Genomic DNA, 26,501 nt, shown 5'->3' on the forward strand with positions numbered 1-26,501 from the left:
GTGAACATCAATTCGAACTGAAACGGAAAGGTCAACCATGAAACTAATTAAGGCAGCCGCGCTCGGCGCTTCACTGTTTTTCATTGCAGCCGCATCGCATGCCGGCGAAACTTTCGATAGCGTGAAGAAAAAAGGTTTTGTGCAGTGCGGAACGCATACTGGCCTGCCCGGCTTTTCGATTGCAGACAGCAAGGGCGAATGGAGCGGTATCGATGTCGACCTGTGCAAAGGGATTGCCGCCATGATGTTTGGCGACGCGACCAAGTTCAAGACCACCGCCGTGACCACGCAGCAGCGCTTTACCGCGCTGCAGTCGGGCGAAATCGATGTGCTCACGCGCAACACCACAGCCACCATGACGCGCGACACCACCCTGGGCCTCATGAGCGCGGGCGTGAACTATTACGACAGTCAGGGCATCATGGTCAGCAAAGAGCTGGGCGTCAAGAGCGCCAAAGAGCTGAGCGGCGCCGCGATCTGCGTACAGCCGGGCACGACCACCGAACTGAACCTGGCCGACTGGTTCCGTTCCAACAATCTTGAATTCAAGCCGGTCGTGATCAACAGCCCCGACGAAGCCATGCGTTCTTATGTGGCCGGCCGCTGCGATGCCTTCACGACCGACAAATCGGGCCTGGCAACCATCCGCACCACGCTGGAAAAACCCGACGATCACCTGATTCTGCCTGAAGACTTTTCCAAAGAGCCGCTGGGCCCCATGGTGCGCCAGGGCGACGACCCCTGGTTCATGGTGGTGCGCTGGACGCTCAACACCATGCTCGAGGCGGAAGAGTACGGCATCACGTCCAAGAATGTCGACGACATGCTGAAGAGCCCCAACCCCAATATCCAGCGCATTCTGGGTGTGACGGGCGAAATGGGCAAAGGCCTGGGGCTGGACAACAAGTGGGCCTACAACATCATCAAGCAGGTGGGCAACTATGGCGAATCGTTCGAGCGCAACATCGGCGCCGGCTCGGCCATGAAGCTCGAGCGTGGCATTAATGCTCAGTGGCGCGATGGCGGCCTGATGTACGGCTGGCCCATCCGCTAAGCATCGAAACGGCCAGTAACAGGGCCGGGCGGCATGCCCGGCCTGGCCTTCGAGCAAAGGGGCGCTGCGTCTGGCGCCCCAAACGATTCAATTTCTATGACGAATAAAACACTTTTACCCCAAGCACCGAAGCGGCGGCTGTCCTGGAACGATCCAGGCGTCCGATCGCTGATCTACCAGGTGCTTGTGCTGGGGATTGTCGGCCTGGGGGTCTGGTACCTGGTCAGCAATACCTTGCATAATCTGGCAGTGCGCAACATCTCGACCGGCTTCGGTTTTCTGCATCGCGAAGCCGGTTTTGCCATTGGCGAGTCGGTCATCGGCTACACACCTGCCGACACCTACGGCCGAGCTATCTGGGTGGGCATACTGAATACGCTGCGCGTGTCGATCGTGGGCATTATTGCAGCCACCTTGTTCGGTACGCTGCTTGGCATTGCCCGATTATCCAAGAACTGGCTGGTGTCGCGCGTGGCCAGCGCCTACGTCGAAGTCATGCGCAATGTACCGCTGCTGCTGCAACTGTTCTTCTGGTACGCCATCATTACCGAGGTCATGCCGGGGCCGCGCGATGCGCTCAACCCGGTGCCCGGCGTATTCATTTCCAATCGCGGCCTGAAGATACCCTCGTTGCAGGGCGATGCGCTCGACTGGATCTTCGCCGGCCTGGGCGTGGCCATTGTCGCTATCCTGGTGCTGGGCCATTGGGCCAGGAAACGCCAGGAGTCCACCGGGCAGATTTTTCCGTTTGCCCGCGTCGCGGCCGGTTTGCTGGTTGTCCTGCCCGCGGCGGGGTGGCTGCTTAGCGGGGCCTCGCTCACGCTCGATGTGCCCGCCCTGAAAGGGTTCAATTTCGTTGGCGGCATTTCCCTGTCGCCGGAGTTTGCAGCCTTGCTTGCGGGGCTCATTATTTATACCTCGGCATTCGTTGCCGAAGTCGTACGGTCCGGCATACAGTCGGTCAGCCAGGGGCAATGGGAGGCCGCCGAGGCCATCGGCCTGCCGCGCCGGCGCCTGCTGCGCCTGGTCATCCTGCCGCAGGCGTTGCGGGTCATCGTCCCGCCCATGACCAGCCAATACCTCAATCTCACCAAAAACAGTTCCCTGGCCGTGGCCATTGGCTACCCCGACATCGTGTCGGTGGTCAATACCACGCTCAATCAAACCGGCCAGGCCATCGAAGGCATATTGATCATCATGGCGGCATACCTGACCGTCAGCCTGTCCATCTCGATCTTCATGAACTGGTACAACAAGCGCATTGCGCTGGTGGAGCGCTAAATGAGTGTTGACTCCGCTGCCTCGCGCAGCCTGCCGCCGCCCCACGCCCATCAAGGGGTGCTGGGCTGGATGCGCGCCAGCCTGTTTTCTTCGCCGCTGAACACGCTGCTGACCGTCCTGGTGGCCTGGCTGCTGCTCATGTCGGTGCCCGCCCTGATCGAGTGGCTGTTCATACGGGCCAATTTCAGCGCCCAGAACGCCCAGGAGTGCCGGGCGTCAGGCGGCGCCTGCTGGGCGTTCATCGCCGAAAAGCATCGCCTGATCCTGTTCGGCATCTATCCCTACGATGAGCAGTGGCGGCCCTTGCTGGCCAGCATCATCCTGATCGCGGTCATTGTCTGCAGCTGCATACGCTGGTTCTGGAAGCCTTTCCTGGGCTTGATATGGCTGGTTGCGCTCACGCTTGTGGGCGTGCTGATGTGGGGCGGCGTGTTCGGCCTGACCTATGTCGAGAACGCCCGCTGGGGCGGCCTGCCGCTGACGCTGATCCTGGCGACCTTCGGCATTGCGGCCGCCTTTCCTTTCGGCCTGCTGCTGGCCCTGGGCCGCCGCTCGCACATGCCGGCGGTCAAGGCCTTGTGCGTCGTGTATATCGAGCTGATACGCGGCGTGCCGTTGATCAGCCTGCTGTTCATGTCGTCGGTCATGCTGCCTTTGTTCCTGCCCGAGGGCTTCAGCATCGACAAGCTCTTGCGGGCGCAGATCGCCATCATTCTGTTTGCGGCGGCCTACATCGCCGAGACGGTGCGCGGGGGCCTGCAGGCCATCCCCAAAGGCCAGTACGAAGGCGCCGATTCCATCGGCCTGAGCTACTGGCAGCAAATGCGCAAGATCATTCTGCCGCAGGCCCTGAAGGTCGTTATTCCGCCGCTGGTGGGGATTTTCATTTCGCTGTTCAAAGACACGTCGCTGGTGGTCATCATCGGCATTTTCGATCTTACCCAGGCGGCGAAAACAGCCGTGGCCGACGCGGCGTGGCGCGGTTTCAGCACGGAAGCCTATCTCTTCATCGCCTTCATCTATTTCATTTTTTGCTATTCGATTTCCCGCTATAGCCAATCGCTCGAAAAACACTTGCAGACGGGGCACCAGCGGTAATCAATACGGCGCCTGCAATGCCCGCAGGCGCAGCGACAACAAGGGAGTACAGACATGCCAGAAGCCATTATTCGCATGGCGGATGTCAATAAGTGGTACGGTCAGTTTCATGTGCTGCGCAACATCAACCTGAATGTTGCGCCCAGCGAACGCATCGTCATTTGCGGCCCCTCGGGGTCGGGAAAGTCGACCATGATCCGCTGCATCAACCGGCTGGAAGAACACCAGCAGGGCAGCATCGTCGTAGACGGCACCGAGCTGACCAATGACTTGAAGCAGATCGAAACCATACGGCGCGATGTCGGCATGGTGTTTCAGCACTTCAATCTGTTCCCGCACCTGACGGTGCTTGAGAACCTGACATTGGGCCCGATCTGGGTGCTGAAAAAGTCCAAGGCCGAAGCCGAGGCCACCGCCATGAAATACCTGGAGCGTGTGCGCATTCCGGAACAGGCCGGCAAGTTTCCGGGCCAGTTGTCGGGCGGGCAGCAACAACGCGTGGCGATTGCCCGGTCCCTGTGCATGAGCCCCAAGATCATGCTGTTCGACGAGCCGACTTCTGCGCTGGATCCGGAAATGGTCAAGGAAGTGCTGGACGTCATGGTCAGCCTGGCCGAGGAAAGCGGCATGACGATGCTGTGCGTGACCCACGAAATGGGCTTTGCACGCAAAGTGGCCGATCGGGTGATTTTCATGGACCAGGGCGAGATCATCGAAGAAAATACGCCTGACGCGTTCTTCGACAATCCGCAAAACGAACGTACCAAGCTGTTTTTAAGCCAGATCCTGCACTAGGGTCTCGAATTGGTGTACGGTTATGCTTTTGTTTATTCATGACAAGGTGCTACATATGTTGTCCGGCCTGAAAACCCTCACGTCCGCTGCCGGCGCGCTTGCCGCGTGCCTGGCCCTTTCCATGGTTGCCGCGCCCGCGGCGGCGGAAGATGATTTCCCGTCCAAGCCCATCCAGTTCATCGTGCCTTATGCGGCCGGCGGCCCGCTCGACGGCATGGCGCGCCTGCTTGCCGAAAAGGTCAAGGACGACCTGGGCACCGTCATTGTCGAGAACAAGCCAGGCGCGGGTGGGAACATCGGCGCCAGCATTGCCGCCAAGGCCAAGCCCGACGGCTATACGCTGGTGATGGGGGCGGTGGCCATCAATGCCATCAACCCCTGGCTGTACGAAAAACTGCCCTTCGATCCGGTCAACAGCTTTGCGCCTGTCACCCTGGTGGCCTCGGTGCCCAACGTGCTGATCCTGAACAGCGAATTCGCCTCCGGCAACAACATCAATTCGGTGCAGGACCTGATTGCCTACGCCAAAAAGAACCCGGATCTGCTGAACTTCGGTTCTGGCGGCAATGGCAGCGCAGGCCATCTGGCCGGTGAACTGCTTAACGTGCGTGCCGGCGTCAAGACGGTGCATGTTCCCTATGCCGGGGCGGCGCCCGCCAAGCTGGCATTGCTGGCGGGGCAGATCAATTTCATGTTCGACAACCTGGCGTCGGCGGCCTCGCTGATCACCGACAACAAAGTCAAGGCGCTGGCCGTGACGACCACCGGGCGGTCTTCCGTCTTCCCCCAATTGCCCACCATGGAGCAAGAGGGCGTCAGCAATTTCGACCTGGGCACCTGGTTTGGCGTGTTCACCACCGGCGGCACGCCCGCGGCGGTCATCGACAAGCTCAATGCCGCCTATGTCAAGGCCCTGAAGGACCCGGCCGTGCGCAAGAATCTGCTGACCATGGGTTCCGACACCGAGCCCACCACGCCAGAGGTGCTGGGCGAGCTGGTCAAGAACGATCTGGCCAAGTACAAGGAAATCGTCGAAGTCTCGGGCGCGAAACTATTCTAAGCGCCCCGTATTCGGGGGTGTAATCCAGCGGGCGCGCATGCCCGCTTTTTTTTGGCCGCCGCCAATGTCAACAACAGTCAAATCATCACTCGCTGAACCAAAATGTAACACTCCTGGATAGTGCCGCTTGCTAGGATAAGCGGCAGCAGTCATCAGCTGCTTAGACAAGAATCAAGGAGAATTACATGAAAGTATCTATGCGTGCTGGGCGAATGACCACCCTGGTTGCCATGGTTGCGTTGGTGGCCGGTTGTGCCAATATGAACGAGATGGGTACGGGCGGCAAGACGGCCGTCGGGGCAGGCGCCGGCGCCGCGGTCGGCGCGGGCTTGGGGGCCTTGATCGGCGACAGCAGCAAGGCGGCCGCTATCGGCGCCGGTATTGGCGCCGTCGCAGGCGGCATCGCCGGCTATAACTGGAAAAGCGTCAAGAACGATGTCGAAAAATCGGGCGCATCCAGCCTGGGTGTGGACGTGACCGAAATGCCCGACGGCACCTTGCGTGTGAATATCCCAAGCAATGTGTCGTTCGATACCGGCAAATATGCGCTCAAGCCGGCCTTGCTGCCGGTGCTCGACAGTGTGGCCCGCGCGCTGGTCCAGCATCCTGAATTGCGCGCCAAATCCATCGGCTACACCGACAGCACCGGCTCGGATGCGACCAACCAGACGCTGTCGGTCAACCGCGCGCGCGCAGTGGCCAACTATCTGTCGCAGCAAGGCGTTCCCGTGGGCAACCTGACGGCCGAAGGGCGTGGCCCGAACAACCCGGTTGGGGATAACGCGACGGCCGAAGGCCGCGCGATGAACCGCCGCGTTGAACTCTATCTGTACGCCGTGCAACAGTAAACGGCTCGTTCAGCAGATAACCGGGGCGGCTCATTGGCCGCCCCTTTTTTTGCCGCCGGGCCGCCCCAAGGCAAAAAGCCCCCCCTTGGGGGGGCAGCAAGCAGGCACAGCCTGCGCAGCGCGGGGGCATTATTTTTGCCGCTGGGCCGCCCCAAGGCAAAAAGCACCCCGCCGGCGTCAGGCCTGATGGTAAATGACGCCGCCCTTGCTCCGAAACTCCGCTGCTTTTTCCTGCAGGCCGTTCTGCAGGGCCTGCTCGGGGTCCAGGCCCTGGGCATCGGCATACGCGCGCACGTCTTGCGTGATCTTCATGCTGCAAAAATGCGGCCCGCACATCGAGCAGAAATGCGCTGATTTCATCGAATCCTTGGGCAGGGTCTCGTCATGGAAGTCGCGCGCTGTGTCTGGGTCCAGGCCCAGGTTGAACTGATCTTCCCAGCGAAACTCGAACCGTGCCTTGGACAGTGCATTATCGCGGATGGCTGCGCTGGGATGGCCTTTGGCCAGGTCGGCGGCATGAGCGGCGATCTTGTAGGTAATGATGCCGTCCTTGACGTCTTTCTTGTTGGGCAGTCCAAGATGCTCCTTGGGGGTGACATAGCAGAGCATGGCCGTGCCGTACCAGCCTATCAGGGCGGCCCCAATACCCGAGGTAATATGATCGTAGCCCGGCGCGATGTCCGTGGTCAGCGGTCCCAGCGTATAAAAAGGCGCCTCGTGGCAATGCTCCAGCTGCATGTCCATGTTTTCCTTGATCAGGTGCATGGGTACATGCCCCGGCCCTTCTATCATCACCTGCACATCATGCTTCCAGGCAATCTGCGTCAGCGCCCCCAGGGTTTTCAGTTCGGCGAATTGTGCTTCATCGTTGGCATCGTAGCCTGATCCGGGCCGCAGGCCGTCGCCCAGCGAGAAACTGACGTCATACGCCTTCATGATGTCGCAGATGTCTTCGAAGTGTTCGTACAGAAAGCTTTCTTTATGGTGGGCCAGGCACCATTTGGCCATGATGGAGCCGCCCCGCGAGACGATGCCCGTCATGCGGTTGGCCGTCATGGGAATGAAAGGCAGGCGCACACCGGCATGGATGGTGAAGTAATCCACGCCTTGCTCGGCCTGCTCGATGAGCGTGTCGCGGAAAATGGCCCAGCTCAGCGCCTCGGCCTTGCCGTCTACCTTTTCCAGCGCCTGGTAAATGGGCACCGTCCCGATCGGGACGGGTGAGTTGCGTATGATCCATTCGCGCGTTTCATGAATGTTCTTGCCGGTGGACAGGTCCATGACGGTGTCGCCGCCCCAGCGTATGGCCCAGGTCATTTTCTCGACCTCTTCGCTGATTCCCGAGCTCAGGGCGGAATTCCCGATATTGGCATTGACCTTGACCAGAAAATGACGGCCTATGGCCATGGGCTCCAGTTCAGGATGGTTGATGTTGGCGGGCAGGATGGCCCGTCCTTGCGCGATTTCATTGCGGACGAACTCGGGGCTGATGGTGGCCGGAATGGCCGCGCCGAATGCTTGTCCGGGATGCCGGCGCAGCAGCCGTTCCGCCAGCTTCGCGCCGTTCGGACCGCTGGACAGCAGGGTCTGCAGGGTGTGCTCGCGCCGTAGATTCTCGCGGATGGCCACAAATTCCATCTCGGGCGTGATGATGCCGCGACGGGCATAGTGCATCTGGGTGACGTTGGCTCCGCCGGTGGCGCGGCGCGGTTTGCGGCGCAGTTCAAACCGCATGGCGGCCAGCTTGGCGTCGTGCTGCCGGCTCGATCCATATTCGCTGCTGGGTCCTGCGAGTTCCTGTGTGTCGCCCCGCTCTTGTATCCAGGCCAGCCTGAGCGGCGGCAAGCCTTTGCGGATGTCTATGCGGGCCGCCGGATCGGTGTAGGGGCCGCTGGTATCGTAAATGGTCAGTGGCGGGTTGGCCTCGCCGCCGAAAGTAGAAGGTGTATCGCTTTGCTGGACTTCCCGGAATGGCACCCGCAGGTCAGGCCGGGAGCCGGTCTGGTACACCTTGCGGGATTGGGGAAGGGGGGTGATGGCGTTGATGTCGGCGGCGGCGGTGGCGGCCGAAAACGGCGAGTGTGTGGTCAAGGCATGCTCCAAAAAGTAGTCCATGGAGCCGATAGATAGGGATAGTCTTGCCGACATCGGCTGATGGATGTCGGACAGTGCGCTCCCAGCATCGGCATTATCCGTACTGGTACGAAGGGTTTTTCTCAACCCGTTGCAAGCAACGAGTACCCCTGCGTGGATGCAAGTATAGAGCCTTGGCTGGAACTTGTCAGGGCCGGACCGACGGCGGTCCGGTTGTCAGGACCCGCCGGATTTATTGCGCAGCGACTGGATCAGGCTGGCCACCGCGTTTTCAATCAGTTGGCGTTCCTCAAGGCGCAACGACCAATACAGCTCGGGCGGCACGCTGGCGAATGGCCACAGGCCTTGCCGGGCCGGAGGGCTGTGATCAGTCACCCGGTATGTCAAATGTGTTTCGATGGGTGATTCAGCCACTTCCATGGGGCCGGTGCCCATGCCCAGCCATATTGGGTTCACGGCCAGCACCTCCGCCAACCGGAAAATCTCCTTGGCGCTCTGGCGGTTTTTGTTTTCGTAGTTCGCGATAGCGCCTTGCGATAACCCGCAAGCCCGGGCAAGGGCTGCCTGGCTCATTTGGCGCAGGGTTCGCGCATGACGAAGACGATCGGCAAAGTGGTTCACGTTTGTGATTGAACGATGTAAGTCAATCACAGTGGTAATAATGCTAATTGCAAACGTGATAATCTAATGTAAATTTCGGTAAATAGATATACAAGAAATTAACAAATTTATGCGAAACAAGTGCACAATAGTTGACGACGGCTTGCGGGGCCCGGCCAGGAGCATGAAGCCCCTGCGGCCTTCGCCTTCCTGGGTTTACAGGCACTTATGTTGCGCGTTTATCTCCTATTGAAGAAGGCTTGTCGACACTTCACCGGGGCCATGCCATGAAACCAAATCTGTCTGTTTCATTTTTTGCGCCCAAGGCCAATGCAGCGCTTACCGCGGTACGTAATAAAACAATCGCAGGGCTGCAGGCACAGGGCTTTCAGGTGCTGCGCTGTACAGATGTTCTGGCGTTGCATCAATACATACTCACCAGCGCGTCGACCCACGCGCCGCCAGTGGCCATACTGTCAGGCACGCTGACGGAAAACTGTGCGGCGGCCACCTATCTGCGTACGCTGCACGCGGGCGCGGGCATTGTCGCCATCGTCGATCCGGCGCCGGAAACCGACGCCATACTGTCTCTGCAAAGCGGGGTCGATAATTGCTTCGCACGCAATGCTTCCCCGGCATTGCTGGGGGCCATTCTGTTTCGCCTGATGGCGCGCGCGGGCGCCGTGCCTGATGCCGATGCCTCGGCGGCGCCCGCCTCCGGCGGCATCTGGTCGCTGGAAGAGCAGTCCTGGGTGCTGGTCAGCCCCGACGGCGTGCGCATTGCGCTGACCACGGGCGAAAGGGCTTTTCTGACCGCGTTACTGAACGCGCCCGATCTTCGTGCCACGCATCGCCAATTGATTGATGCCGTCAATGCGGGCTATGCGCTGTCGGAAGCCCCTACCCACCAGGGGCGCCTGGGGGTGATGGTCAGCCGCATGCGGCGAAAGTTCACCGCGCACGGGCTGACCATGCCGCTGAAGTCGGTGCATAACTGGGGTTATATGTTTACCGGGCCAACCTGATGCTGCCGCGGCGCGGCATGCCGCTGCGCCGCCCGATCAGGATTGATAACGGTGTATGGATAAATCGTCGCTGCGTATGGCGGTGGGCTTGCCCGACACCATATCGGCAATCAACTGGCCGCTGCCGCAGGCCATGGTCCAGCCCAATGTGCCGTGTCCCGTGTTCAGGAACAGGTTGGGCAGGCGAGTCGGGCCGACGACCGGGGTACTGTCCGGCGTTTTGGGGCGCAGCCCGGTCCAGAACGCTACATCTGTCGGCGTATAGCTGCCCGGGAACAGGTCGGTCAGCACCAGTTCCAGTGTTTTGCGGCGTCTTTCATCAAGCGTTTTGTCGAACCCCACGATTTCCGCCATGCCGCCAACCCGTATCCGGCCGTCAAAGCGCGTCACGGCTATTTTGTAGCTTTCGTCCAGCAGCGTCGAGACGGGTGCGCAGCGTTCATCGGCGATGGGAACCGTAATCGAATAGCCTTTCAAGGGATAAACCGGCAGCTTGCCGATGTGCCGGAGCAATGGTGTCGACCACGACCCCAGCGCCATCACATAGGCGTCGGCGGTCAGCAGGCCGGCATCGGTTTCCACGCCCGACACTTTCGAGCCGTCCACATGCACATGCTTGATGGTGGTGCCGTAGCGGAAGGTCACGCCCAGCTTTTCCGCTTCGGCGGCCAGGCGCGTGGTGAACAGGTTGCAGTCGCCCGTTTCGTCGTCGGGCAGGCGCAGCCCGCCCACCAGCTTGTCTTTCGTGCGCGCCAGCGCGGGCTCGGCCTGTTCGAGTTGGTCGCGGCCCAGCAGCTCGTAGCGGATGCCCGCATCGCTCAGCACGTTGATGTCCTGGCCGACGGCATCCAGTTGCTGCTGGGTCCGAAACACTTGCAAAGTGCCCTGGCGCCGTCCTTCGTATTGAATGCCGATGTCGTTGCGCAATGCTTCAAGGCAGACGCGGCTATAGCCCGACAGCCTGACCATGCGCTCTTTGTTGATGGCGTAGCGGCTGGCGCTGCAGTTGCGCCACATATTGAAGATCCACTGCAGCTGGAACAGGGTGCCGTCGGGGCGGATAGTCAGCGGGGGATGCTTGGCAAACATCCATTTGATCGCTTTGAGCGGTACGCCCGGTGCCGCCCACGGGCTGGAGTAGCCATAGGAGACTTGTCCGGCATTGGCAAAGCTGGTTTCAAGCGCGGGGCCCGCCAGTCGCTCGATGACGGTCACTTCATGGCCCTGCCTGGCCAGGTAGTAGGCACTGCTGACGCCGACCGCGCCCGCCCCTAGAACGATGATTTTCATTTGATCCCGGAAATTCTGGTGTAATTCAAGGATGGTAAGGCAGCTTGACCAGCATTTTTTTGCAAAGAATTCCGTTTTTCAGTGTTTTGTCCTGTTCGCCGGGCGCGATAAGACGATTTCAGCAATAATTGCTGAAGCAAAGGGTTGGGCCCGTTAATCGCCTTCGGATCATCAAGGAAAGCACATGAGAATACAACGCACGCCTGTGTCTACTTTAGATAAACTCGACCGGCATATTCTGGATTTGTTGCAACGCGACGGCCGCATGTCGATGACCGACCTGGCCGAGGCGGTGGGGCTGACGGTGACGCCGTGCATAGAGCGGGTCAGGCGCCTTGAGCGCGATGGCGTGATCACGGGCTACCATGCGCGGGTTTCGCCCGGCGCGCTGGACGCCGGCCTGTTGGTGTTTGTGGAAATCTCGATGTCGAGCAAGTCCGATCGCACCTTCGATGACTTCCGCCGGGAAATTCTGTGTATTCCGCAGGTGCAGGAATGCCACCTGGTTTCTGGCGATTTCGACTATCTGGTCAAGGCGCGCATCAAGGAAATCAGCCAGTACCGCAGCCTGCTGGGCGACATCTTGCTGCGCCTGCCGGGCGTGACGCAAACCAAAAGCTGCGTGGTCATGGAAGAAGTCAAGGAAACGCTGTTTATTGCGGCTCAGCAGTAATTGCGCGTACAAACACCATATTATCGCGGTGCATCAGCTCGGGGTCGGACATGCTGCCCAGAATGTCCGCGATGCGGCTGCTGGGCTGGCGCAAAATGCGGCGCGTGTCGGACGCTGAATAATTGATGAGCCCGCGCCCGCATTCCACGCCATGCTGGTCTACGCAGGCAACGACATCGCCCCGTTCGAACTCGCCCTCGACGGCAATCACGCCGATGGACAGCAGGCTTTTATGCCCTTGCATCAATGCCCGTACCGCGCCATCGTCCAGCGTGACGCGCCCGCGCAGGCGCAGGTGATTCGCCAGCCAGCGCTGACGCGCCGACCGGACCGGCAAGATGGCGCGCAGTTCGGTGCCGACGGCCTCGCCGCCGGCCAGCCGAAGCAGCACATTGGGCTCGCGGCCCGAGGCAATGACGGTGTGGCCGCCGCTGTTGGCGGCCCGCTTGGCGGCCAGCACTTTGGTCAGCATGCCGCCCGTGCCGATACTGCTGCCCGATCCGCCCGCCATGGCTTCCAGGGCGGGGTCGCCGGCCTGGCCCAGGGAAATGAATTCGGCGTCGGGGTGCTTGCGCGGGTCGGCGCTGTACAGGCCGGGCTGGTCAGTCAGGATGATCAGCGCTTCGGCTTCGATCAGGTTGGTGACCAGGGCGCCCAGGGTATCGTTGTCGCCCAGGCGGATTTCGTCGGTGACCACGGTATCGTTCTCGTTGACGATGGGCACCACACCCAGGCCCAGCAAGGTGTATAGGGTGCTGCGCGCGTTCAGGTAGCGGCGCCGGTCCGCCAGGTCTTCGTGGGTCAGCAGGATCTGCGCGGTGCGTATGCCATGATGGGCAAAAGCCACCTCGTAGGCCTGCACCAGGCCCATTTGCCCGACCGCGGCCGCTGCCTGGAGTTCATGCATGGCATTGGGGCGGCGAGGCCAGCCCAGGCGCGCCATGCCTTCGGCAATGGCGCCGCTGGAAACCAGGACCATTTGCTTGCCCTGGCCGTGCAGGCTGGCGATTTGCGCGGCCCATTGTTCGACCGCGCCGGTGTCGATGCCTTTGCCCTCGTTGGTGACGAGCGAAGAGCCCACTTTGACCACCAGGCGCTTGGCGCAGGAAACAGCAGAGGGCGATAAGTCGGGTGCAGCCATAAGACGGGGCAGAGGGTGAATTCAGAGTGAGTCGGAGCGCGTGTCGTCGAAACGCGGGTCGTCGGCGATATAGGTGCCCTCGGCCTTGTCCTGGGCGATATTGCTTCGCTCGCGCTCGGCGTCCAGCCATTCCTGCAGGCGCCAGGTGAGTTCTTGAGCACCATCGCCGGTGAGCGCCGAGATGCCGAAAACGGGGCCTGTCCAGCCCAGTGCATCGCACATGCGCTGCTTGACCTCGTCGGGGTGGTCCACCATGTCGAGCTTGTTCAGCACCAGCCAGCGCGGTTTTTCGTACAGGTCGTTATCGTACAGGCGCAGTTCCTCGACGATGGCGCGGGCGTCTTTGGTTGCCTGTTCGACGGGGTCGATGGACGGGTCGGGGCTCGAGACATCGACCAGGTGCAAAAGCACGCGGGTGCGCGACAGATGGCGCAGGAACAGATGGCCCAGGCCCGCGCCTTCGGAGGCGCCTTCGATCAGTCCGGGGATATCGGCGATCACGAAGCTGTGCGAAGGCGAAGTGCGCACAACGCCCAGATTGGGGTGCAGGGTGGTGAAGGGGTAGTCGGCAATTTTGGGGCGGGCGTTGGATACCTTGCTGATCAGCGTGGATTTGCCCGCATTGGGCAGCCCAAGCAGGCCGACGTCGGCCAGCACCTTGAGTTCGAACCGCAGCTTGCGTTGTTCGCCTTCCTGGCCGGGCGTGAATTGGCGCGGCGCCCGGTTGGTGCTGGATTTGAAATGCAGGTTGCCCAGGCCGCCGGGGCCGCCCGCGGCCAGGGTGACTTGTTCCTGATGCCGGTCCAGGTCGAACAGCTGCTCGCCGGTTTCGGCATCGAAAATCGTGGTGCCCACCGGCACGCGCAAGGTGATGTCGGGCGCGGCGGCGCCGTACTGGTCCGACCCGCGGCCATTTTCGCCGTTCTTGGCACGGTGCAGGCGTGCGTAGCGGTAGTCGACCAAGGTGTTGATGTTGCGGTCGGCCACGGCATAGATACTGCCGCCGCGCCCGCCGTCGCCGCCGTCGGGCCCGCCCTTGGGAATGAATTTTTCGCGGCGAAAGCTTGCGGCGCCATTGCCGCCTTTGCCGGCCACGACCTCGATGGTTGCTTCGTCTACGAATTTCATTTTGCTTGACTTATAAAAGAAGGGGCGGCGCATGATGCGCCTGGAGCCCGACCATGCCGGTCTATTCTAAAACAAAAAGCCCCGCCTTAACGGCAGGGCTTTTCGGGGTCTGCGTGCCGGAGGTTACTCGGCCGCGATCACCGATACAGTGCGCTTGTTCAAGGCGCCCTTGACGGCGAACTTGACGGTGCCATCCACCAGCGAGAACAGGGTGTGGTCTTTGCCGATGCCCACGTTCACGCCGGGGTGGAACTGGGTGCCACGCTGACGAACGATGATGGAACCTGCCGAGATCAGTTGACCGCCGTAGGATTTTACACCTAGCCGTTTCGATTCTGAGTCGCGGCCGTTACGCGTAGAGCCGCCGCCTTTTTTCTGTGCCATGTTTAGCTCCTGCTATACAAAACCGTTGAGTTCAATCGTTAGGCCGTGATGGCTTCGATGCGAAGTTCGGTGTAATTTTGACGATGGCCCTGACGCTTCTGGTAATGCTTGCGACGGCGCATCTTGAAAATTTTGACCTTGTCGTGGCGGCCTTGTGCAAGAACGGTTGCCTTGACCACGGCACCGGCGACCAAAGGCGTGCCAATCTGCAGCTGCTCGCCTTCGCCAACCGATAAAACCTGGTCTAGCGTGATTTCTTGCCCAATGTCTGCCGGTATCTGTTCTATCTTTAGTTTTTGACCTGCAGCAACACGATACTGTTTGCCGCCGGTTTTTATGACCGCGTACATGTGGGGATTCCTAAAATATAAAGCCTTGGCCAAATGCCAAGCTCATGATTCTAACGCGATATATTTCCCGCAGTCAAGCGGCTTGCGGCCGCATGTTGCGGGAAATACGCTTTCAGGACAAGGGTTTGCCGTGCCGGCTGGTCCTACGACCGGTAATCGGCGTTGATGCTGACGTATTCGTGCGAGAAGTCGCAGGTATAGACGGTATCGGCCGCATCGCCTCGGCCCAGCGCGATGCGGACCACGATTTCCGCCTCTTGCATGACCCGTTGGCCATCGGCTTCCTGGTAGTCGGGATGGCGCTCGCCCTGGCTGGCCACCAGCACATCGCCCAGCCACAGCCGGATATTGCGCACATCCAGGTCGTCGATGCCCGCGTAGCCTATGGCGCAAAGAATGCGCCCCAGGTTGGGGTCGGAGGCAAAGAAGGCGGTTTTGACCAGGGGCGACTGGGCCACCGAGTACGCAACCTTCAGGGCTTCGTCGGCATTGCCGGCTTCTTCCACCTTGATGGTCATGAATTTGGTCGCGCCCTCGGCGTCGCGCACGATCTTCTGGGCCAGCTCGGCGGCGGCCTCGGCCAGCGCGTCGTACAGGCCCGCGTACAACGGGTCGGATACCGATTCGATGCGCAGCGGGCTCTTGCCGGTGGCCGCGATGATGAAGGAATCGTTGGTCGAGGTATCGCCGTCGACCGTAATGCGGTTGAACGAGCAATCGGCGATGGCCCGCGTCATGTCCTGGAGCAGCTCGGGGGCAACCCCGGCATCGGTCGCCAGGAAGCCCAGCATGGTGGCCATATTGGGCCGTATCATGCCCGCGCCCTTGCTGATGCCGGTAACTGTGATGGTGTGCTGGCCCAGTGTTACGCGCCGCGACACGATCTTGGGCTGGGTGTCGGTGGTCATGATGCTGTGCGCCGCGGCAAACCAGTTGTTGCCGGTCGCGGCGGCCACAGCCTGGGGCAGTGCCGCGACCAGGCGGTCGAGCGGCAGGGGTTCCAGGATGACGCCGGTGGAAAAGGGCAGGATCTGCTGAGGCTTGACGCCCAGGATGCCGGCCAGTTCGATGCAGGTTTGCGCTGCCGCCTGCAGGCCGCTTTCGCCGGTACCGGCGTTGGCGTTGCCGGTGTTGACGACCAGGGCGCGTATGCCCTGGCCGGCGGCCAGATGCGTTTCGCATATCTGTACGGGGGCGGCCCGGAAGCGGTTGCGGGTAAACACGCCGGCCACGCTGCTGCCTTCAGCCAGGCGGAAAACGGTCAGGTCGCGGCGATTGGCCTTGCGTATGCCCGCCTCGGCCATGCCAATGTCGATGCCTGCCACAGGGAAGATGTCGGATTCCGGGGGAATGTAAAGATTGACGGCCATAACATGCGCTCAGCGATAACTCCCTTTTGTATCAAGCATCCGCTTCGCGCTCACGCTTGATCCAGAAAGAGAATAAAGGGTCTAAAACGAACGATTCTACCGCGATAATCCGCTACGGCCGGCGATTCTGGGCTGGGTCAGCAGCTTCAGTTCGCCCAGCGCCTCGAAAAGCTGGTCCCGGCTTTTTTCCGACAGGCCGCCGAACAGGGACCGAACCCACTGTTCGTGCGACTGCGCCATTTTCCGGAAACTGCGCTTGCCCTTGGCCGTCAGGCGGATCAGCGAGCTGCGCCGGTCGGTAGCGACCTTGACGCGTTCAACCAGGCCTTCTTTTTCGAGCTGGTCGGTAATCCCTGTGATATTGCCGTTCGTGACCATCATGTGGCGCGAGAGCTCGCTCATTTTCATGCCGCCGGGCACGCGCAGCAACTGGGCCATCAGGTCGAAGCGGGGCAGGGTGGTTTCGTATTCGGTGCGCAGGCGGCTGCGGATTTCATTTTCTATCAGGTTGCAGCAGGTCAGCATGCGCAGCCATAAGCGCAAGTCGTCGTGATCTTCGGGCACGGTGCGGCTTTCCAGATCGGGGATGCTCGGGCTCGGTCTGGCGGCGGAAAATGAAGGCATATCGCTCATAACGCGTGAATCGCAGGGACGTGCGTGAAGTTGTGGCATGGATATTTTAATCTTCAATTACATGATCGTGGCAAGTTTGCGGCGCAAGCGCCTTGCGCGGCCAGTGTAGCCAGCCCGCGGCGGCCCCGTCCTTGATCCAGATAGGGTTTCCGCAATCGGATATGAATGGGGGAAAGTCCTAGCCGCCCAAGGGTGGAAAACTGCTTGCACCCGCTTTTTTTTGGTTATATAGTTTAAGCCTAAAACATATCCATTCGTGACCCGGGCGCATGCTGCGCGTCAGCCATGGTGGTAACGTATCCGGAGAAAACATGAAAATCGTATGCATAGGCGGCGGACCGGCCGGTCTGTATTTCGGGCTGCTCATGAAGCTGCACGACCCTGGCCACGAAGTTACCGTCATCGAGCGCAACCGGCCGTACGATACCTTTGGCTGGGGGGTGGTGTTCTCCGACGCCACGCTGGAAAACCTCAGGCAGGCCGACCCGGTTTCGGCGGAACAGATCAGCGCCGCCTTCAACCATTGGGACGATATTGAAATCCACTACAAAGGCCGCAGCCTGCGCAGCAGCGGCCATGGGTTCATTGGCATCGGCCGCAAGAAACTGTTGAACATCCTGCAGGCCCGCTGCGAAGAAATCGGCGTGAAACTGGTATTTGAAACCAGCGTGGACGACGACCAGGCCATTGCCCGGCAATACCAGGCGGACCTGGTCATTGCCGCCGATGGCCTGAACAGCCGCGTGCGCGCCCGCTATGCCGACACCTACAAGCCCGATATCGATACCCGTCAATGCCGGTTTGTGTGGCTGGGCACCCATAAAACCTTCGACGCGTTCACCTTTGCCTTTGTACAGACCGAGCACGGCTGGTTCCAGGCGCACGCCTACCAGTTCGAGCCCGGCATGTCGACGTTCATTGTCGAGACCCTGGACGAAACCTGGAAAGCCGCCGGCCTGGACACCATGAGCCAGGAAGCGGGCATTGCGTATTGCGAGCAGTTGTTTGCGCCCTGGCTTGACGGCAACGCCCTGATTTCCAATGCGGGCCATCTGCGCGGTTCGGCCATCTGGATCCGCTTTCCCCGCGTGATCTGCCAGGCCTGGGTGCACCAGCAAGCGCTGCCGGATGGCCGCAGCGTGCCCGTGGTCCTGATGGGCGATGCCGCGCACACCGCGCATTTCTCCATCGGCTCCGGCACCAAGCTGGCCCTCGAGGACGCCATCGAGCTGCATGACGCCATTACCTCGCACAACAACGACTTGCAGGCCGCGCTGGCGCATTATCAGGACGTGCGCAGCGTCGAAGTCCTGAAAATCCAGAATGCGGCGCGCAACTCCACCGAGTGGTTCGAGAACGTCGAGCGCTATGCCCGCTTCGAGCCCGAGCAGTTCGCGTATTCGTTGCTGACGCGTTCGCAACGCATCTCGCACGAAAACCTGCGCCTGCGCGATGCTGCCTGGCTGGAAGGCTACGAGCGATGGATGGCGGGCCAGGCCGGCATGGCGGCGGATGGCGGGCAACCCGTGCCGCCCATGCTGACGCCCTACAAGGCGCGCCAGGTACAGCTTAAAAACCGCATCGTCGTGTCGCCCATGGCCATGTATTCCAGTGTCGATGGCGTGCCGGGCGACTTCCATCTGGTGCATCTGGGCGGGCGCGCCATGGGCGGCGCCGGGCTGGTCATGGTCGAAATGACATGCGTCTCGCCCGAGGCGCGCATCACGCCGGGTTGCCCGGGGCTCTGGAACGATGAGCAAATGTATGCCTTCAAGCGCATCGTCGACTTTGTGCATCACAACAGCGATGCGCGCATCGGCATACAGCTGGGCCACGCCGGCCGCAAGGGCTCCACGCGGGTCAGTTGGGAAGGCACCGACATGCCGCTGCCTCAAGACAACTGGCCGCTGGTGTCGGCCTCGGCCCTGCCTTACATAGAAGGCGTGTCGCAGGTGCCGCAGGCCATGACACAGGCCCAAATGGATCAGGTATGCGGCCAGTTCGTGGCGGCGGCGCAGCGCGCGGCCCAGGCGGGCTTCGACTGGCTTGAACTGCATTGCGCCCACGGCTACCTGCTGTCCAGCTTTATTTCACCGTTGACCAACCACCGGACCGACGAATACGGCGGATCGCTCGACAATCGTTTGCGCTACCCACTGGCCGTGTTCAAGGCGGTGCGCGAGGCCTGGCCGCAGCACTTGCCCATGTCGGTGCGGATTTCCGCGCATGACTGGGTCGAAGGCGGCATCACCGCCGACGACGCCATCCAGATTGCGTTGCGCTTCAAAGAAGCGGGCGCCGATATGGTCGATTGCTCATCGGGCCAGGTCAGCAAGGCCGAGCAACCGGTCTACGGACGCATGTATCAAACCCCGTTCTCGGACCGCGTCCGCAACGAGGCCGAGGTACCCACCATTGCCGTGGGGGCGATTTTCGAGGCCGATCACGTCAATAGCATCATCGCGTCGGGGCGGGCCGATCTCTGCGCGCTGGCGCGCCCCCACCTGGCCGATGCGGCCTGGACGCTGCGCGAATCGGCTCGTATCGGTGTGACCGACATCAGTTGGCCGCGGCAGTATTTCCCGGCCAAGAAGCAACTGGAAACCAACTTCGAGCGGGCGGCAGCGTATGCGCAGCCGGTAGGCAAATGAGCGAAACCCGATCCCTGGCAGGGCGCCACGCGCTGATCACTGGCGGTTCGCGCGGCATCGGCTATGCCACCGCGCAACGCCTGGCCCAACTGGGCGCGCGCGTCACCATCATGGGGCGCGATGCCGCCTCGCTGGAACGGGCTGGCGCCAGCTTGTCCCGGTACGGCGACATTGGGCTGGCCGCCGGCGATGTGGCCCGGCCCGAGGCAGTGCAACAGGCTTTTGCGCAAGCCAAAGCCGCCCTGGGCGCCATCGACATCCTGGTCAACAACGCGGGCCAGGCGGTCAGCCAGCCCTTCGCGCGGCTGGACGCGGCCGCCTGGCAGCAGATGCTGGCCGTCAATCTGACGGGCGTCTTCCACTGCATGCAGGCCGCGCTGCCGGACATGCGGGAAAACGGCTGGGGGCGCATCGTGAACGTGGCCAGTACGGCCGGGCTGATCGGCTACCCCTACGTCAGCGCCTACTGCGCGGCCAAGCACGGCGTCATCGGGCTGACCCGCGCCGTAGCGCTTGAAACCGCCCGGCAGGGCATTACCGTGAATGCGGTGTGTCCGGGCTATACCGAAACCGATATCGTGCACGAGGCCGTGGCCAACATCAGCCGGAAGACCGGCCTGGCGCCCGAGCAGGCCCGCGCCAAGCTGGCCGAACGCAACCCGCAGGGGCGGCTGATCCAGCCCGAAGAGGTCGCCGACGCCGTGGCCTGGCTGTGCGGGTCCGGCGCGGCATCCATCAACGGCCAGGCCCTTCCCGTGGACGGGGGGGAAGTCATGGCGGGCTAGCGCAGCCGGCAAGGCACAGGCTTGGCCGGGCAATAAATAGAACACAGAAGGAGAATCAGATTGGAATCCGTTGTACACACCATGACGCATCACAAGCGTCCCCATGCCGATTACCAGGCCCGGAATTTTCTGTGGTCGGTGTCCGACGACGGCAAGGTTGCCACGCTGACCTTGAACCGGCCCGAGCGCAAGAATCCGCTGACGTTCGACTCCTATGCCGAGATACGCGACCTGTTCCGCAGCCTGGTCTACGCCACCGACGTGAAGGCGGTCGTGGTCACCGGTGCGGGAGGCAATTTCTGCTCGGGTGGCGATGTCCATGAAATCATCGGGCCCTTGACGGAAATGAGCATGCCCGAGCTGCTCGATTTCACTCGCATGACCGGCGACCTGGTCAAGGCCTTGCGTGCCTGCCCGCAACCCGTCATTGCGGCGGTCGACGGCATATGCGCGGGCGCGGGCGCCATGATCGCGCTGGCCGCCGATATGCGGCTGGGCACCCCGCAGGCGCGCACGGCTTTCCTGTTTACCCGCGTCGGACTGGCAGGGGCCGATATGGGCGCCTGCACCTTGCTGCCGCGCATGATAGGCCAGGGCCGCGCCTCTGAACTGCTATATACCGGCCGCTCCATGAGCGCCGATGAAGGCCTGGACTGGGGATTCTTCAACAGCCTGCATCCAGCCGAAGCCGTGCTCCAGGCGGCCCAGGCGCTGGCGCGCCAACTGGCGGACGGGCCCACCTTCGCGCATGGCGTGACCAAGAAACTGCTGCACCAGGAGTGGAATATGGGCGTGGACGAGGCGATCGAGGCCGAAGCCGAGGCACAGGCCATTTGCATGCAGACCAAAGATTTCCGGCGCGCGTACGATGCGTTCGTTGCCAGGCAGAAACCGGTATTCGAAGGCGATTAGGAGGCCACCCCATGGAAGCATCCGCTTATACCGACAGCTTCGCGCGCGACCACCTGCCGCCGCCCCAGGAATGGCCCGAGCTGCTGCTGGACGGCAATCCCGATGTCGATTATCCCGCGCGTCTGAACTGCGCCGTGGCTTTGGTCGATGACCTGGTCGGCCGCGGTGACGGCGAACGCATCGCGCTGCGCTGGAAAGAGGGCGGCCAGCAACGCAGCATGACGTATCGCGAACTCATGGCGCTGACCAACCGCATTGCGCGCGTCCTCACGGAAGACATGCAACTGTCGCCGGGCAACCGGCTGCTGCTGCGCGGGCCCAATAATGTCATGATGGCTGCGTCCTGGCTGGCCGCCGTCAAGGCAGGGCTTGTCACCGTGCCCACCATGCCGCTGCTGCGGGCGGGCGAACTCAAGAAAGCCATCGACAAGGCCCAGATACACGCCGTCCTGTGCGACCGGCGTCTGTCCGGCGAAATCGAGCACTGCATGGATGCCGGGCATCCCGCCTATTGCCCGACGCTTGCCCAGGCGGTCTATTTCCACGACGACGGGCCTGACAGCCTGGACACCCTGGCCGCCGCCAAGCCCGATCAGTTCCAGGCTTGCGACACCGCGAACGACGACGTGTGCCTGATCGCCTTCACCAGCGGCACCACGGGCAAGCCCAAAGGCTGCATGCATTTTCACCGCGACGTGCTGGCCATGTGCGACACTTTCTCGCGGCATATCCTGAACATGCGGCCCGACGACATCGTCTGCGGCACGCCGCCCCTGGCCTTCACCTTCGGGCTGGGCGGCTTGCTGTGCTTTCCCCTCAGGGCGGGCGCATCGGCCGTTCTGACCGAAAAGCTCACCCCCGACGAATTGCTCGCCACCGTGCAGGACTTCGGCGTCACTATGACTTTCACCGCCCCCACGTTCTACCGGCAGATGGCCGCATTGGTCGACAAATACGATCTGTCCACGCTCAAGACCACCGTCTCGGCCGGCGAGGCGCTGCCGGACGCCACGCGCCAACTCTGGAAACAGGCCAGCGGGATCGAAATGACCGACGGCATCGGCGGCACCGAAATGATTCATGTGTATGTCTCCAGCGCCGGCAAGGCCGTGCGCCGCGGCGCCATCGGCAAGGTCGTTCCGGGCTATGTGGCGCAGGTCGTCGACGAAAACTTCCAGCCCGTCGCCCCCGGCATCGTCGGCCGCCTGGCGGTCAAAGGCCCGACCGGATGCCGCTACCTCGACGACGAGCGCCAGCGCGTCTTCGTTCAGAACGGCTGGAATCTGCCCGGCGATACCTTTGCGATGGATGAAGATGGCTACTTGTACTACCAGGCACGCAACGACGACATGATTATCTCGGCGGGCTACAACATTGCGGGCCCTGAAGTCGAAGGCACCTTGTTGCTGCACGAGGCCGTGGCCGAATGCGGCGTCGTCGGCCAGCCCGATCCGGAACGCGGCAGCATCGTCAAAGCCTATGTGGTGCTCAAGCCGGGCTTCAGCGGCGATGCGGCCATGGTCAAGACCCTGCAGGACCACGTCAAGGCGGCCATCGCCCCCTATAAGTATCCGCGCGAGATCGAATTTACAGACAGCCTGCCCAGAACGGAAACAGGAAAACTGCAGCGTTTCGTCTTGCGCGCTCAAGCATCTGAATAAGGAAAGAAGAATGAATATCTTGCAACCGCCCAATTGGCTCGAACCGCGCGGCTATGCAAACGGCATCATGACTGAAATGAACGCCGGCAGCCGGCTGCTGTTTGTGGGGGGGCAGGTCGGCTGGAATGCGCAGCAGCAGTTTGAAACCGATGACTTCGCGGAGCAAGTGGGCCAGACCCTGAAGAATATCGTCGCGATCCTGAAAGAGGGCGGGGCCGGACCTGAGCACATTACGCGCATGACCTGGTATGTGTGCGACAAGCAAGAGTACATTGCGGCGCTGCGGGATATCGGCCGCCACTACCGCGAGATCATCGGCCGTCATTTCCCGGCCATGACGGCGGTCGAAGTGGCCGACCTGATCGAGGACAGGGCGCGGGTGGAAATCGAAGTCACTGCCGTGGTGCCTGCGCCGGCGGGTTAAGAAAGGCCGCGCCGCCAGATGGTTCAGCCAGATAGCCCACTACATTGCATAAGTGACTTCATCATCCTAAAAAGGCAGCTGCGTCAGGCGCTGTTCCGGCTTCGCGCGCTGCGGCCCTGGCTTTGCCAGGGCTGCCCGGTTCAGGCGCCCAAATCGTGGCGAGTGCGGAACTCGGCCGGTCGGGCCAGTGGCCCGACATTCGTCGGCCTCAAACAGGCCGCACTCTTGAATCCACGATTTGCGCGCCTGAACCGGCTTGCGCGAGGCGCCTGCACAGCGCCTGCCGCAGCAGCCTTTCTTCAGCACGAAGAATCAGCATAAAGAATCAGCACAAAGAACCATTAAGCACGAAAAACCCATCGCGCCTACAGCTTTGCGAACACCTCTTCCGCCGCGTCCAGCGTCGCCTCGATTACCGCATCATCGTGCGCGCCCGACACAAAACCCGCTTCGAAGGCCGACGGTGCGAAGTACACGCCGCGTATCAGCATCCCGTGGAAAAACTTCTTGAAACGTTCCACATTGCATTGCGAAACCTCGGCAAACGACGTCGGCACCGACTCTGAAAAATACAGGCCGAACATCCCGCCCACGTAATCCGCGCACATCGCCACCTTGGCTGCGGCGGCCCGCTGGGCCAGCCCCTCGGACAGCTTGCGGCTTTGCTCGGACAAGCGATCATAAAAGCCCGGTTCGGCCAGCAGCTTCAGCGTCACCAGGCCTGCCGCCACCGCGACCGGATTGCCCGACAGCGTTCCCGCCTGGTACACATCGCCCAGCGGCGCAATGCGCTCCATGATGTCGGCCCGGCCGCCGAAGGCCCCCACCGGCATGCCGCCGCCGATCACCTTCGCCAGTGTGGTCAGATCGGGCGTCACCCCCGTCAGGCCCTGCACCCCTTGCGGCCCGGCGCGAAAGCCTGTCATGACCTCGTCGAAAATCAGTAGCGCGCCGTATTGCGTGCACAGCGCGCGCAGCCCTTCCAGAAAGCCGGGCAAGGGCTTGATCAGATTCATATTGCCCGCAATCGGCTCCACGATAATGCAGGCAATATCCGGGCCATGCTGCCTGAACGCCTCTTCGACGGCTTCCAGCCGGTTGTAATCCAGCACCAGCGTGTGCTTGATGAACTCGGGCGGCACCCCCGCCGAGGTCGGATTGCCAAAGGTCAGCATGCCGGAGCCCGCCTTGACCAGCAGGCTGTCGGCGTGGCCGTGATAGCAGCCCTCGAACTTGATGATCTTGGAGCGACCCGTGAACCCGCGCGCCAGCCTGATGGCCGACATCGTCGATTCGGTGCCCGAGCTGACCAGCCTGACCTTCTCGATCGAGGGAATGCGCGCCGCGATGGCTTCGGCGATGTCTATTTCCGCCTCGGTCGGCGCCCCGAACGACAGGCCATCGACGGCCACCTCTTGCACGGCGCGGATCACGTCCGGATGCGCGTGGCCCAGAATGGCCGGCCCCCAGGACCCGACATAATCGATGTATTGCGTATCGTCGGCATCCCATACATACGGCCCCTGCGCACGCTTGATGAAGCGTGGCGAACCGCCCACGGAGCGGAAAGCCCTGACAGGGGAGTTCACCCCGCCGGGTATGGTTTGGCAAGCGCGTTCAAATAATTGAGTATTGCGAGACATAATTCAGGACTCTATGCAAAAAATGAAAACCAGAGGGCCAGCATAGCAGCTTGCCGCGGCGGGCTAGTCGAACAGCGCCTTGCAGCGTGCCGCTGTGGCCCGAATATCGCTGCTGTTGAACAGGCCGCTGATCAAGGCAATGCTGTCTGCCCCGGCATGAATCACCGGGGCGGCGTTGCCGGCGGTGATGCCGCCTATGGCGACCACTGCCGCCCGGGGCCGGCCGCTGCTGCCTTCGGCCAGCATGCGGCCCTGTTCGACATGCTCCAGCGTGGCGCGTACTGCGTCGGGCTTGACGCTGGATGGGTACATGGCGCCGAAAGCAATATAGTCGGCGCCGGCGGCCAATGCCTGTGCCGCCAATGCGGGCTCGTTATAGCATGAACAGCCAATGATCTTGCCCGGGCCCAGCGCCTGGCGGGCTTCGGGCAGGCCGCCGTCCTCGCGCCCCAGGTGCACCCCGTCGGCGTCGACCAGGGCGGCCAGCCGCCAGTCGTCATTGACGATGAACACCACGCCAAGATCCCGGCATAGATCGGCCACCTGCCGTACCTGCGCCAGCGCGGCATCGGGCGCCACGGTTTTGCGGCGCCATTGCAAGGCTGTCATCCCCCCCTTGGCCGCGGCGGAAATGGCCTTCAGCAGCCGGTCCGTATCGTCCCATTCGGGGGTGACGCCATACAGGCCGCCGGGGAATCGCAAGTGAGCCTTCATGATGCCGACCGGTTGATGAGCCGCTGCCCCATGCCCGGCTGGAACGTGCGCGCGGCCAGCGGCGCCGACAGCGAGATGGCCGTTTCAACCGCTTGCTGGACATCGCGGCCGTGCGCCAGCTCGGTGGTGATGGCACAGGCCAGCGGGCCGTCGGCATCCGCCAGGCGGGCGGCGGGCGCCTGCCAGCTCCAACTGGCCGTTTCATTGCGAGGGCCTTGCAACAGGTGGCTGCCATGCCCCGGCCGTAAAGGCGCGCCGGTGCTCAGTATCCATTTGGCCCCATACTGGAGCAATGCCTGGGCGGGTGTGCCCGCATGCGCGAAAATGCCCTGCGCATCCCATTGTTCAAGCAAATGGTAATCCGCCACTACAATATCGGTTTGCGGCATCAGCAGTTCCAGCAGGGCCAGTTGCAGCTCTTCGGGGTCTGTGTCGTCCAGCAGCGACTCGTCGGGCGTGGGCGACAAGTGCAGGACCAGGGGGACATGGCTGTAATCGGCGGCGATTTGCGCAAGCACACTGACGGCCTCGGTGGTATACACAGGCCCCACCTTGATGGCCTGTACATTCATGTCCTCAAGCAGGCAGCGGGCCTGGTCGTCGATCAGCTCCGGCGCTATGGGCTGGATTTCTTCCAGGCTGGCGGTATCTTGCACCAGGATGGCCGTCAGGGTGCTGAGCGGGTGGCAGCCCAGCGAGGCGCAGGTAACCGCGTCGGCGGGCAGGCTACTCGAGCCGCTGGGGTCGAAAGGGCCGAAAATAAGCACGAGTGGCAGGTTGGAAGCTTGCACAGCGGTGGTAATCACAAAAAGTAGGCGGCAATAACTTTGGTTACTATCCAAAGTATGGCTATTGGGTTTAGTAATATTGGCCCCATTCTAATAGAA

25 protein-coding genes and 1 riboswitch are annotated in these 26,501 nt (G+C 61.8%); of the genes, 13 read left to right on the forward strand and 12 right to left on the reverse strand.

Annotated elements, in window-relative coordinates; genetic code table 11:
• The first annotated feature begins 37 nt into the window (after window positions 1-37).
• From RE432_RS07725 to RE432_RS07750, 6 genes are all read left to right on the forward strand, one after another.
• Entirely contained in the window at window positions 38-1,054 is a 1,017-nt protein-coding gene (locus RE432_RS07725; protein ID WP_310932722.1) for an amino acid ABC transporter substrate-binding protein, read from the forward strand.
• A 96-nt stretch (window positions 1,055-1,150) separates the two neighbouring features.
• Complete coding sequence (locus RE432_RS07730; protein ID WP_310932723.1) at window positions 1,151-2,335, forward strand: amino acid ABC transporter permease; 1,185 nt, start codon at window positions 1,151-1,153, stop codon at window positions 2,333-2,335.
• On the forward strand, window positions 2,336-3,433 hold the full coding sequence (locus RE432_RS07735) for an amino acid ABC transporter permease (protein WP_310932724.1): 1,098 nt from the start codon (window positions 2,336-2,338) through the stop codon (window positions 3,431-3,433).
• 54 nt (window positions 3,434-3,487) lie between these two features.
• A complete protein-coding gene (locus tag RE432_RS07740) occupies window positions 3,488-4,228 on the forward strand; it encodes an amino acid ABC transporter ATP-binding protein (RefSeq protein ID WP_310932725.1) in 741 nt (246 codons plus the stop codon).
• A gap of 55 nt (window positions 4,229-4,283) precedes the next feature.
• Window positions 4,284-5,288: a Bug family tripartite tricarboxylate transporter substrate binding protein gene (locus RE432_RS07745; RefSeq protein WP_409079824.1), complete on the forward strand. Its 1,005-nt coding sequence runs from the start codon at window positions 4,284-4,286 to the stop codon at window positions 5,286-5,288.
• Between the two features lie 230 nt (window positions 5,289-5,518).
• Entirely contained in the window at window positions 5,519-6,136 is a 618-nt protein-coding gene (locus RE432_RS07750) for an OmpA family protein (protein ID WP_310933063.1), read from the forward strand.
• 177 nt (window positions 6,137-6,313) lie between these two features.
• Here RE432_RS07750 and thiC read toward each other — a convergent pair whose 3' ends face one another.
• Both thiC and RE432_RS07760 read right to left on the reverse strand, forming a co-directional pair.
• Window positions 6,314-8,227 carry a phosphomethylpyrimidine synthase ThiC gene (thiC, locus tag RE432_RS07755; RefSeq protein WP_310932726.1) on the reverse strand — a complete coding sequence of 638 codons (1,914 nt, stop codon included), beginning with the start codon at window positions 8,225-8,227 and terminating at the stop codon, window positions 6,314-6,316.
• Between the two features lie 66 nt (window positions 8,228-8,293).
• Window positions 8,294-8,391: riboswitch (TPP riboswitch) on the reverse strand.
• 55 nt (window positions 8,392-8,446) lie between these two features.
• Complete coding sequence (locus RE432_RS07760; protein WP_310932727.1) at window positions 8,447-8,881, reverse strand: helix-turn-helix transcriptional regulator; 435 nt, start codon at window positions 8,879-8,881, stop codon at window positions 8,447-8,449.
• Between the two features lie 236 nt (window positions 8,882-9,117).
• On the opposite strand from RE432_RS07760, the gene RE432_RS07765 reads away from it, so the two are divergent.
• Window positions 9,118-9,855, forward strand: a complete 738-nt coding sequence (locus tag RE432_RS07765; RefSeq protein WP_310932728.1) for a helix-turn-helix domain-containing protein — start codon at window positions 9,118-9,120, stop codon at window positions 9,853-9,855.
• 36 nt (window positions 9,856-9,891) lie between these two features.
• Here RE432_RS07765 and RE432_RS07770 read toward each other — a convergent pair whose 3' ends face one another.
• On the reverse strand, window positions 9,892-11,145 hold the full coding sequence (locus RE432_RS07770; RefSeq protein ID WP_310932730.1) for a D-amino acid dehydrogenase: 1,254 nt from the start codon (window positions 11,143-11,145) through the stop codon (window positions 9,892-9,894).
• 184 nt (window positions 11,146-11,329) lie between these two features.
• Between RE432_RS07770 and RE432_RS07775 the strand changes: the two genes are divergently transcribed.
• Window positions 11,330-11,818 (forward strand): Lrp/AsnC ligand binding domain-containing protein, encoded by a 489-nt coding sequence (locus RE432_RS07775; protein ID WP_310932731.1) that lies wholly within the window; start codon window positions 11,330-11,332, stop codon window positions 11,816-11,818.
• Here the strand turns inward: RE432_RS07775 and proB are convergent.
• The 6 genes from proB to RE432_RS07805 form a co-directional block, all read right to left on the reverse strand.
• A complete protein-coding gene (gene proB, locus RE432_RS07780; RefSeq protein WP_310932732.1) occupies window positions 11,799-12,959 on the reverse strand; it encodes a glutamate 5-kinase in 1,161 nt (386 codons plus the stop codon). The two genes, RE432_RS07775 and proB, sit on opposite strands and share 20 nt — an antisense overlap.
• Before the next feature lie 21 nt (window positions 12,960-12,980).
• Window positions 12,981-14,087, reverse strand: coding sequence for a GTPase ObgE (obgE, locus tag RE432_RS07785; RefSeq protein WP_310932733.1), 1,107 nt, complete (start codon window positions 14,085-14,087; stop codon window positions 12,981-12,983).
• A 123-nt stretch (window positions 14,088-14,210) separates the two neighbouring features.
• The gene (gene rpmA / locus RE432_RS07790) at window positions 14,211-14,471 is read right to left on the reverse strand and encodes a 50S ribosomal protein L27 (RefSeq protein ID WP_310932734.1); all 261 of its coding nucleotides are present in this window, start codon (window positions 14,469-14,471) and stop codon (window positions 14,211-14,213) included.
• 38 nt (window positions 14,472-14,509) lie between these two features.
• Window positions 14,510-14,821: a 50S ribosomal protein L21 gene (gene rplU, locus RE432_RS07795; RefSeq protein WP_310932735.1), complete on the reverse strand. Its 312-nt coding sequence runs from the start codon at window positions 14,819-14,821 to the stop codon at window positions 14,510-14,512.
• Between the two features lie 143 nt (window positions 14,822-14,964).
• Window positions 14,965-16,191, reverse strand: coding sequence for a bifunctional glutamate N-acetyltransferase/amino-acid acetyltransferase ArgJ (gene argJ / locus RE432_RS07800; protein ID WP_310932736.1), 1,227 nt, complete (start codon window positions 16,189-16,191; stop codon window positions 14,965-14,967).
• Window positions 16,192-16,287: 96 nt separating this feature from the next.
• The gene (locus tag RE432_RS07805) at window positions 16,288-16,815 is read right to left on the reverse strand and encodes a MarR family transcriptional regulator (RefSeq protein ID WP_310932737.1); all 528 of its coding nucleotides are present in this window, start codon (window positions 16,813-16,815) and stop codon (window positions 16,288-16,290) included.
• A gap of 320 nt (window positions 16,816-17,135) precedes the next feature.
• Here RE432_RS07805 and RE432_RS07810 point away from each other — a divergent pair, with 320 nt between their 5' ends.
• The 5 genes from RE432_RS07810 to RE432_RS07830 all read left to right on the forward strand — a co-directional run bounded on the left by RE432_RS07810 (window position 17,136) and on the right by RE432_RS07830 (window position 23,257).
• A complete protein-coding gene (locus RE432_RS07810; RefSeq protein WP_310932738.1) occupies window positions 17,136-19,475 on the forward strand; it encodes a bifunctional salicylyl-CoA 5-hydroxylase/oxidoreductase in 2,340 nt (779 codons plus the stop codon).
• A complete protein-coding gene (locus tag RE432_RS07815; RefSeq protein ID WP_310932739.1) occupies window positions 19,472-20,260 on the forward strand; it encodes an SDR family NAD(P)-dependent oxidoreductase in 789 nt (262 codons plus the stop codon). Before RE432_RS07810 ends, RE432_RS07815 begins: the two co-directional genes overlap by 4 nt.
• An 81-nt stretch (window positions 20,261-20,341) precedes the next feature.
• Window positions 20,342-21,172: an enoyl-CoA hydratase family protein gene (locus RE432_RS07820; protein WP_310933064.1), complete on the forward strand. Its 831-nt coding sequence runs from the start codon at window positions 20,342-20,344 to the stop codon at window positions 21,170-21,172.
• A gap of 11 nt (window positions 21,173-21,183) precedes the next feature.
• Window positions 21,184-22,833, forward strand: a complete 1,650-nt coding sequence (locus tag RE432_RS07825) for an AMP-binding protein (RefSeq protein WP_310932740.1) — start codon at window positions 21,184-21,186, stop codon at window positions 22,831-22,833.
• Between the two features lie 10 nt (window positions 22,834-22,843).
• Complete coding sequence (locus RE432_RS07830; RefSeq protein ID WP_310932741.1) at window positions 22,844-23,257, forward strand: RidA family protein; 414 nt, start codon at window positions 22,844-22,846, stop codon at window positions 23,255-23,257.
• A 365-nt stretch (window positions 23,258-23,622) separates the two neighbouring features.
• On the opposite strand, the gene hemL is transcribed toward RE432_RS07830, so the two are convergent.
• From hemL to RE432_RS07845, 3 genes are all read right to left on the reverse strand, one after another.
• The gene (gene hemL / locus RE432_RS07835; protein WP_310932743.1) at window positions 23,623-24,900 is read right to left on the reverse strand and encodes a glutamate-1-semialdehyde 2,1-aminomutase; all 1,278 of its coding nucleotides are present in this window, start codon (window positions 24,898-24,900) and stop codon (window positions 23,623-23,625) included.
• 63 nt (window positions 24,901-24,963) lie between these two features.
• Window positions 24,964-25,614: a thiamine phosphate synthase gene (thiE, locus tag RE432_RS07840; RefSeq protein WP_310932745.1), complete on the reverse strand. Its 651-nt coding sequence runs from the start codon at window positions 25,612-25,614 to the stop codon at window positions 24,964-24,966.
• Window positions 25,611-26,420: a bifunctional hydroxymethylpyrimidine kinase/phosphomethylpyrimidine kinase gene (locus RE432_RS07845; protein WP_310932746.1), complete on the reverse strand. Its 810-nt coding sequence runs from the start codon at window positions 26,418-26,420 to the stop codon at window positions 25,611-25,613. Before RE432_RS07845 ends, thiE begins: the two co-directional genes overlap by 4 nt.
• Between the last annotated feature and the right edge of the window lie 81 nt (window positions 26,421-26,501).

This window comes from Pusillimonas sp. SM2304, from assembly GCF_031628915.1.
Classification (GTDB): Bacteria; Pseudomonadota; Gammaproteobacteria; order Burkholderiales; family Burkholderiaceae_B; genus Pusillimonas_C.

Bases quoted from the DNA above. Each gene is read 5' to 3' on its own strand.
- RE432_RS07810 (WP_310932738.1), top strand. From the start codon at position 17,136: ATGAAAATCGTATGCATAGGCGGCGGACCGGCCGGTCTGTATTTCGGG.
- thiE (WP_310932745.1), bottom strand. From the start codon at position 25,614: ATGAAGGCTCACTTGCGATTCCCCGGCGGCCTGTATGGCGTCACCCCC.
- RE432_RS07740 (WP_310932725.1), top strand. From the start codon at position 3,488: ATGCCAGAAGCCATTATTCGCATGGCGGATGTCAATAAGTGGTACGGT.
- hemL (WP_310932743.1), bottom strand. From the start codon at position 24,900: ATGTCTCGCAATACTCAATTATTTGAACGCGCTTGCCAAACCATACCC.
- RE432_RS07830 (WP_310932741.1), top strand. From the start codon at position 22,844: ATGAATATCTTGCAACCGCCCAATTGGCTCGAACCGCGCGGCTATGCA.
- RE432_RS07735 (WP_310932724.1), top strand. From the start codon at position 2,336: ATGAGTGTTGACTCCGCTGCCTCGCGCAGCCTGCCGCCGCCCCACGCC.
- obgE (WP_310932733.1), bottom strand. From the start codon at position 14,087: ATGAAATTCGTAGACGAAGCAACCATCGAGGTCGTGGCCGGCAAAGGC.
- RE432_RS07815 (WP_310932739.1), top strand. From the start codon at position 19,472: ATGAGCGAAACCCGATCCCTGGCAGGGCGCCACGCGCTGATCACTGGC.
- RE432_RS07745 (WP_409079824.1), top strand. From the start codon at position 4,284: ATGTTGTCCGGCCTGAAAACCCTCACGTCCGCTGCCGGCGCGCTTGCC.
- proB (WP_310932732.1), bottom strand. From the start codon at position 12,959: ATGGCTGCACCCGACTTATCGCCCTCTGCTGTTTCCTGCGCCAAGCGC.
- rplU (WP_310932735.1), bottom strand. From the start codon at position 14,821: ATGTACGCGGTCATAAAAACCGGCGGCAAACAGTATCGTGTTGCTGCA.
- rpmA (WP_310932734.1), bottom strand. From the start codon at position 14,471: ATGGCACAGAAAAAAGGCGGCGGCTCTACGCGTAACGGCCGCGACTCA.
- RE432_RS07775 (WP_310932731.1), top strand. From the start codon at position 11,330: ATGAGAATACAACGCACGCCTGTGTCTACTTTAGATAAACTCGACCGG.
- RE432_RS07820 (WP_310933064.1), top strand. From the start codon at position 20,342: ATGACGCATCACAAGCGTCCCCATGCCGATTACCAGGCCCGGAATTTT.
- RE432_RS07770 (WP_310932730.1), bottom strand. From the start codon at position 11,145: ATGAAAATCATCGTTCTAGGGGCGGGCGCGGTCGGCGTCAGCAGTGCC.
- argJ (WP_310932736.1), bottom strand. From the start codon at position 16,191: ATGGCCGTCAATCTTTACATTCCCCCGGAATCCGACATCTTCCCTGTG.
- RE432_RS07805 (WP_310932737.1), bottom strand. From the start codon at position 16,815: ATGCCTTCATTTTCCGCCGCCAGACCGAGCCCGAGCATCCCCGATCTG.
- RE432_RS07725 (WP_310932722.1), top strand. From the start codon at position 38: ATGAAACTAATTAAGGCAGCCGCGCTCGGCGCTTCACTGTTTTTCATT.
- RE432_RS07730 (WP_310932723.1), top strand. From the start codon at position 1,151: ATGACGAATAAAACACTTTTACCCCAAGCACCGAAGCGGCGGCTGTCC.
- RE432_RS07765 (WP_310932728.1), top strand. From the start codon at position 9,118: ATGAAACCAAATCTGTCTGTTTCATTTTTTGCGCCCAAGGCCAATGCA.
- RE432_RS07825 (WP_310932740.1), top strand. From the start codon at position 21,184: ATGGAAGCATCCGCTTATACCGACAGCTTCGCGCGCGACCACCTGCCG.
- RE432_RS07750 (WP_310933063.1), top strand. From the start codon at position 5,519: ATGGTTGCGTTGGTGGCCGGTTGTGCCAATATGAACGAGATGGGTACG.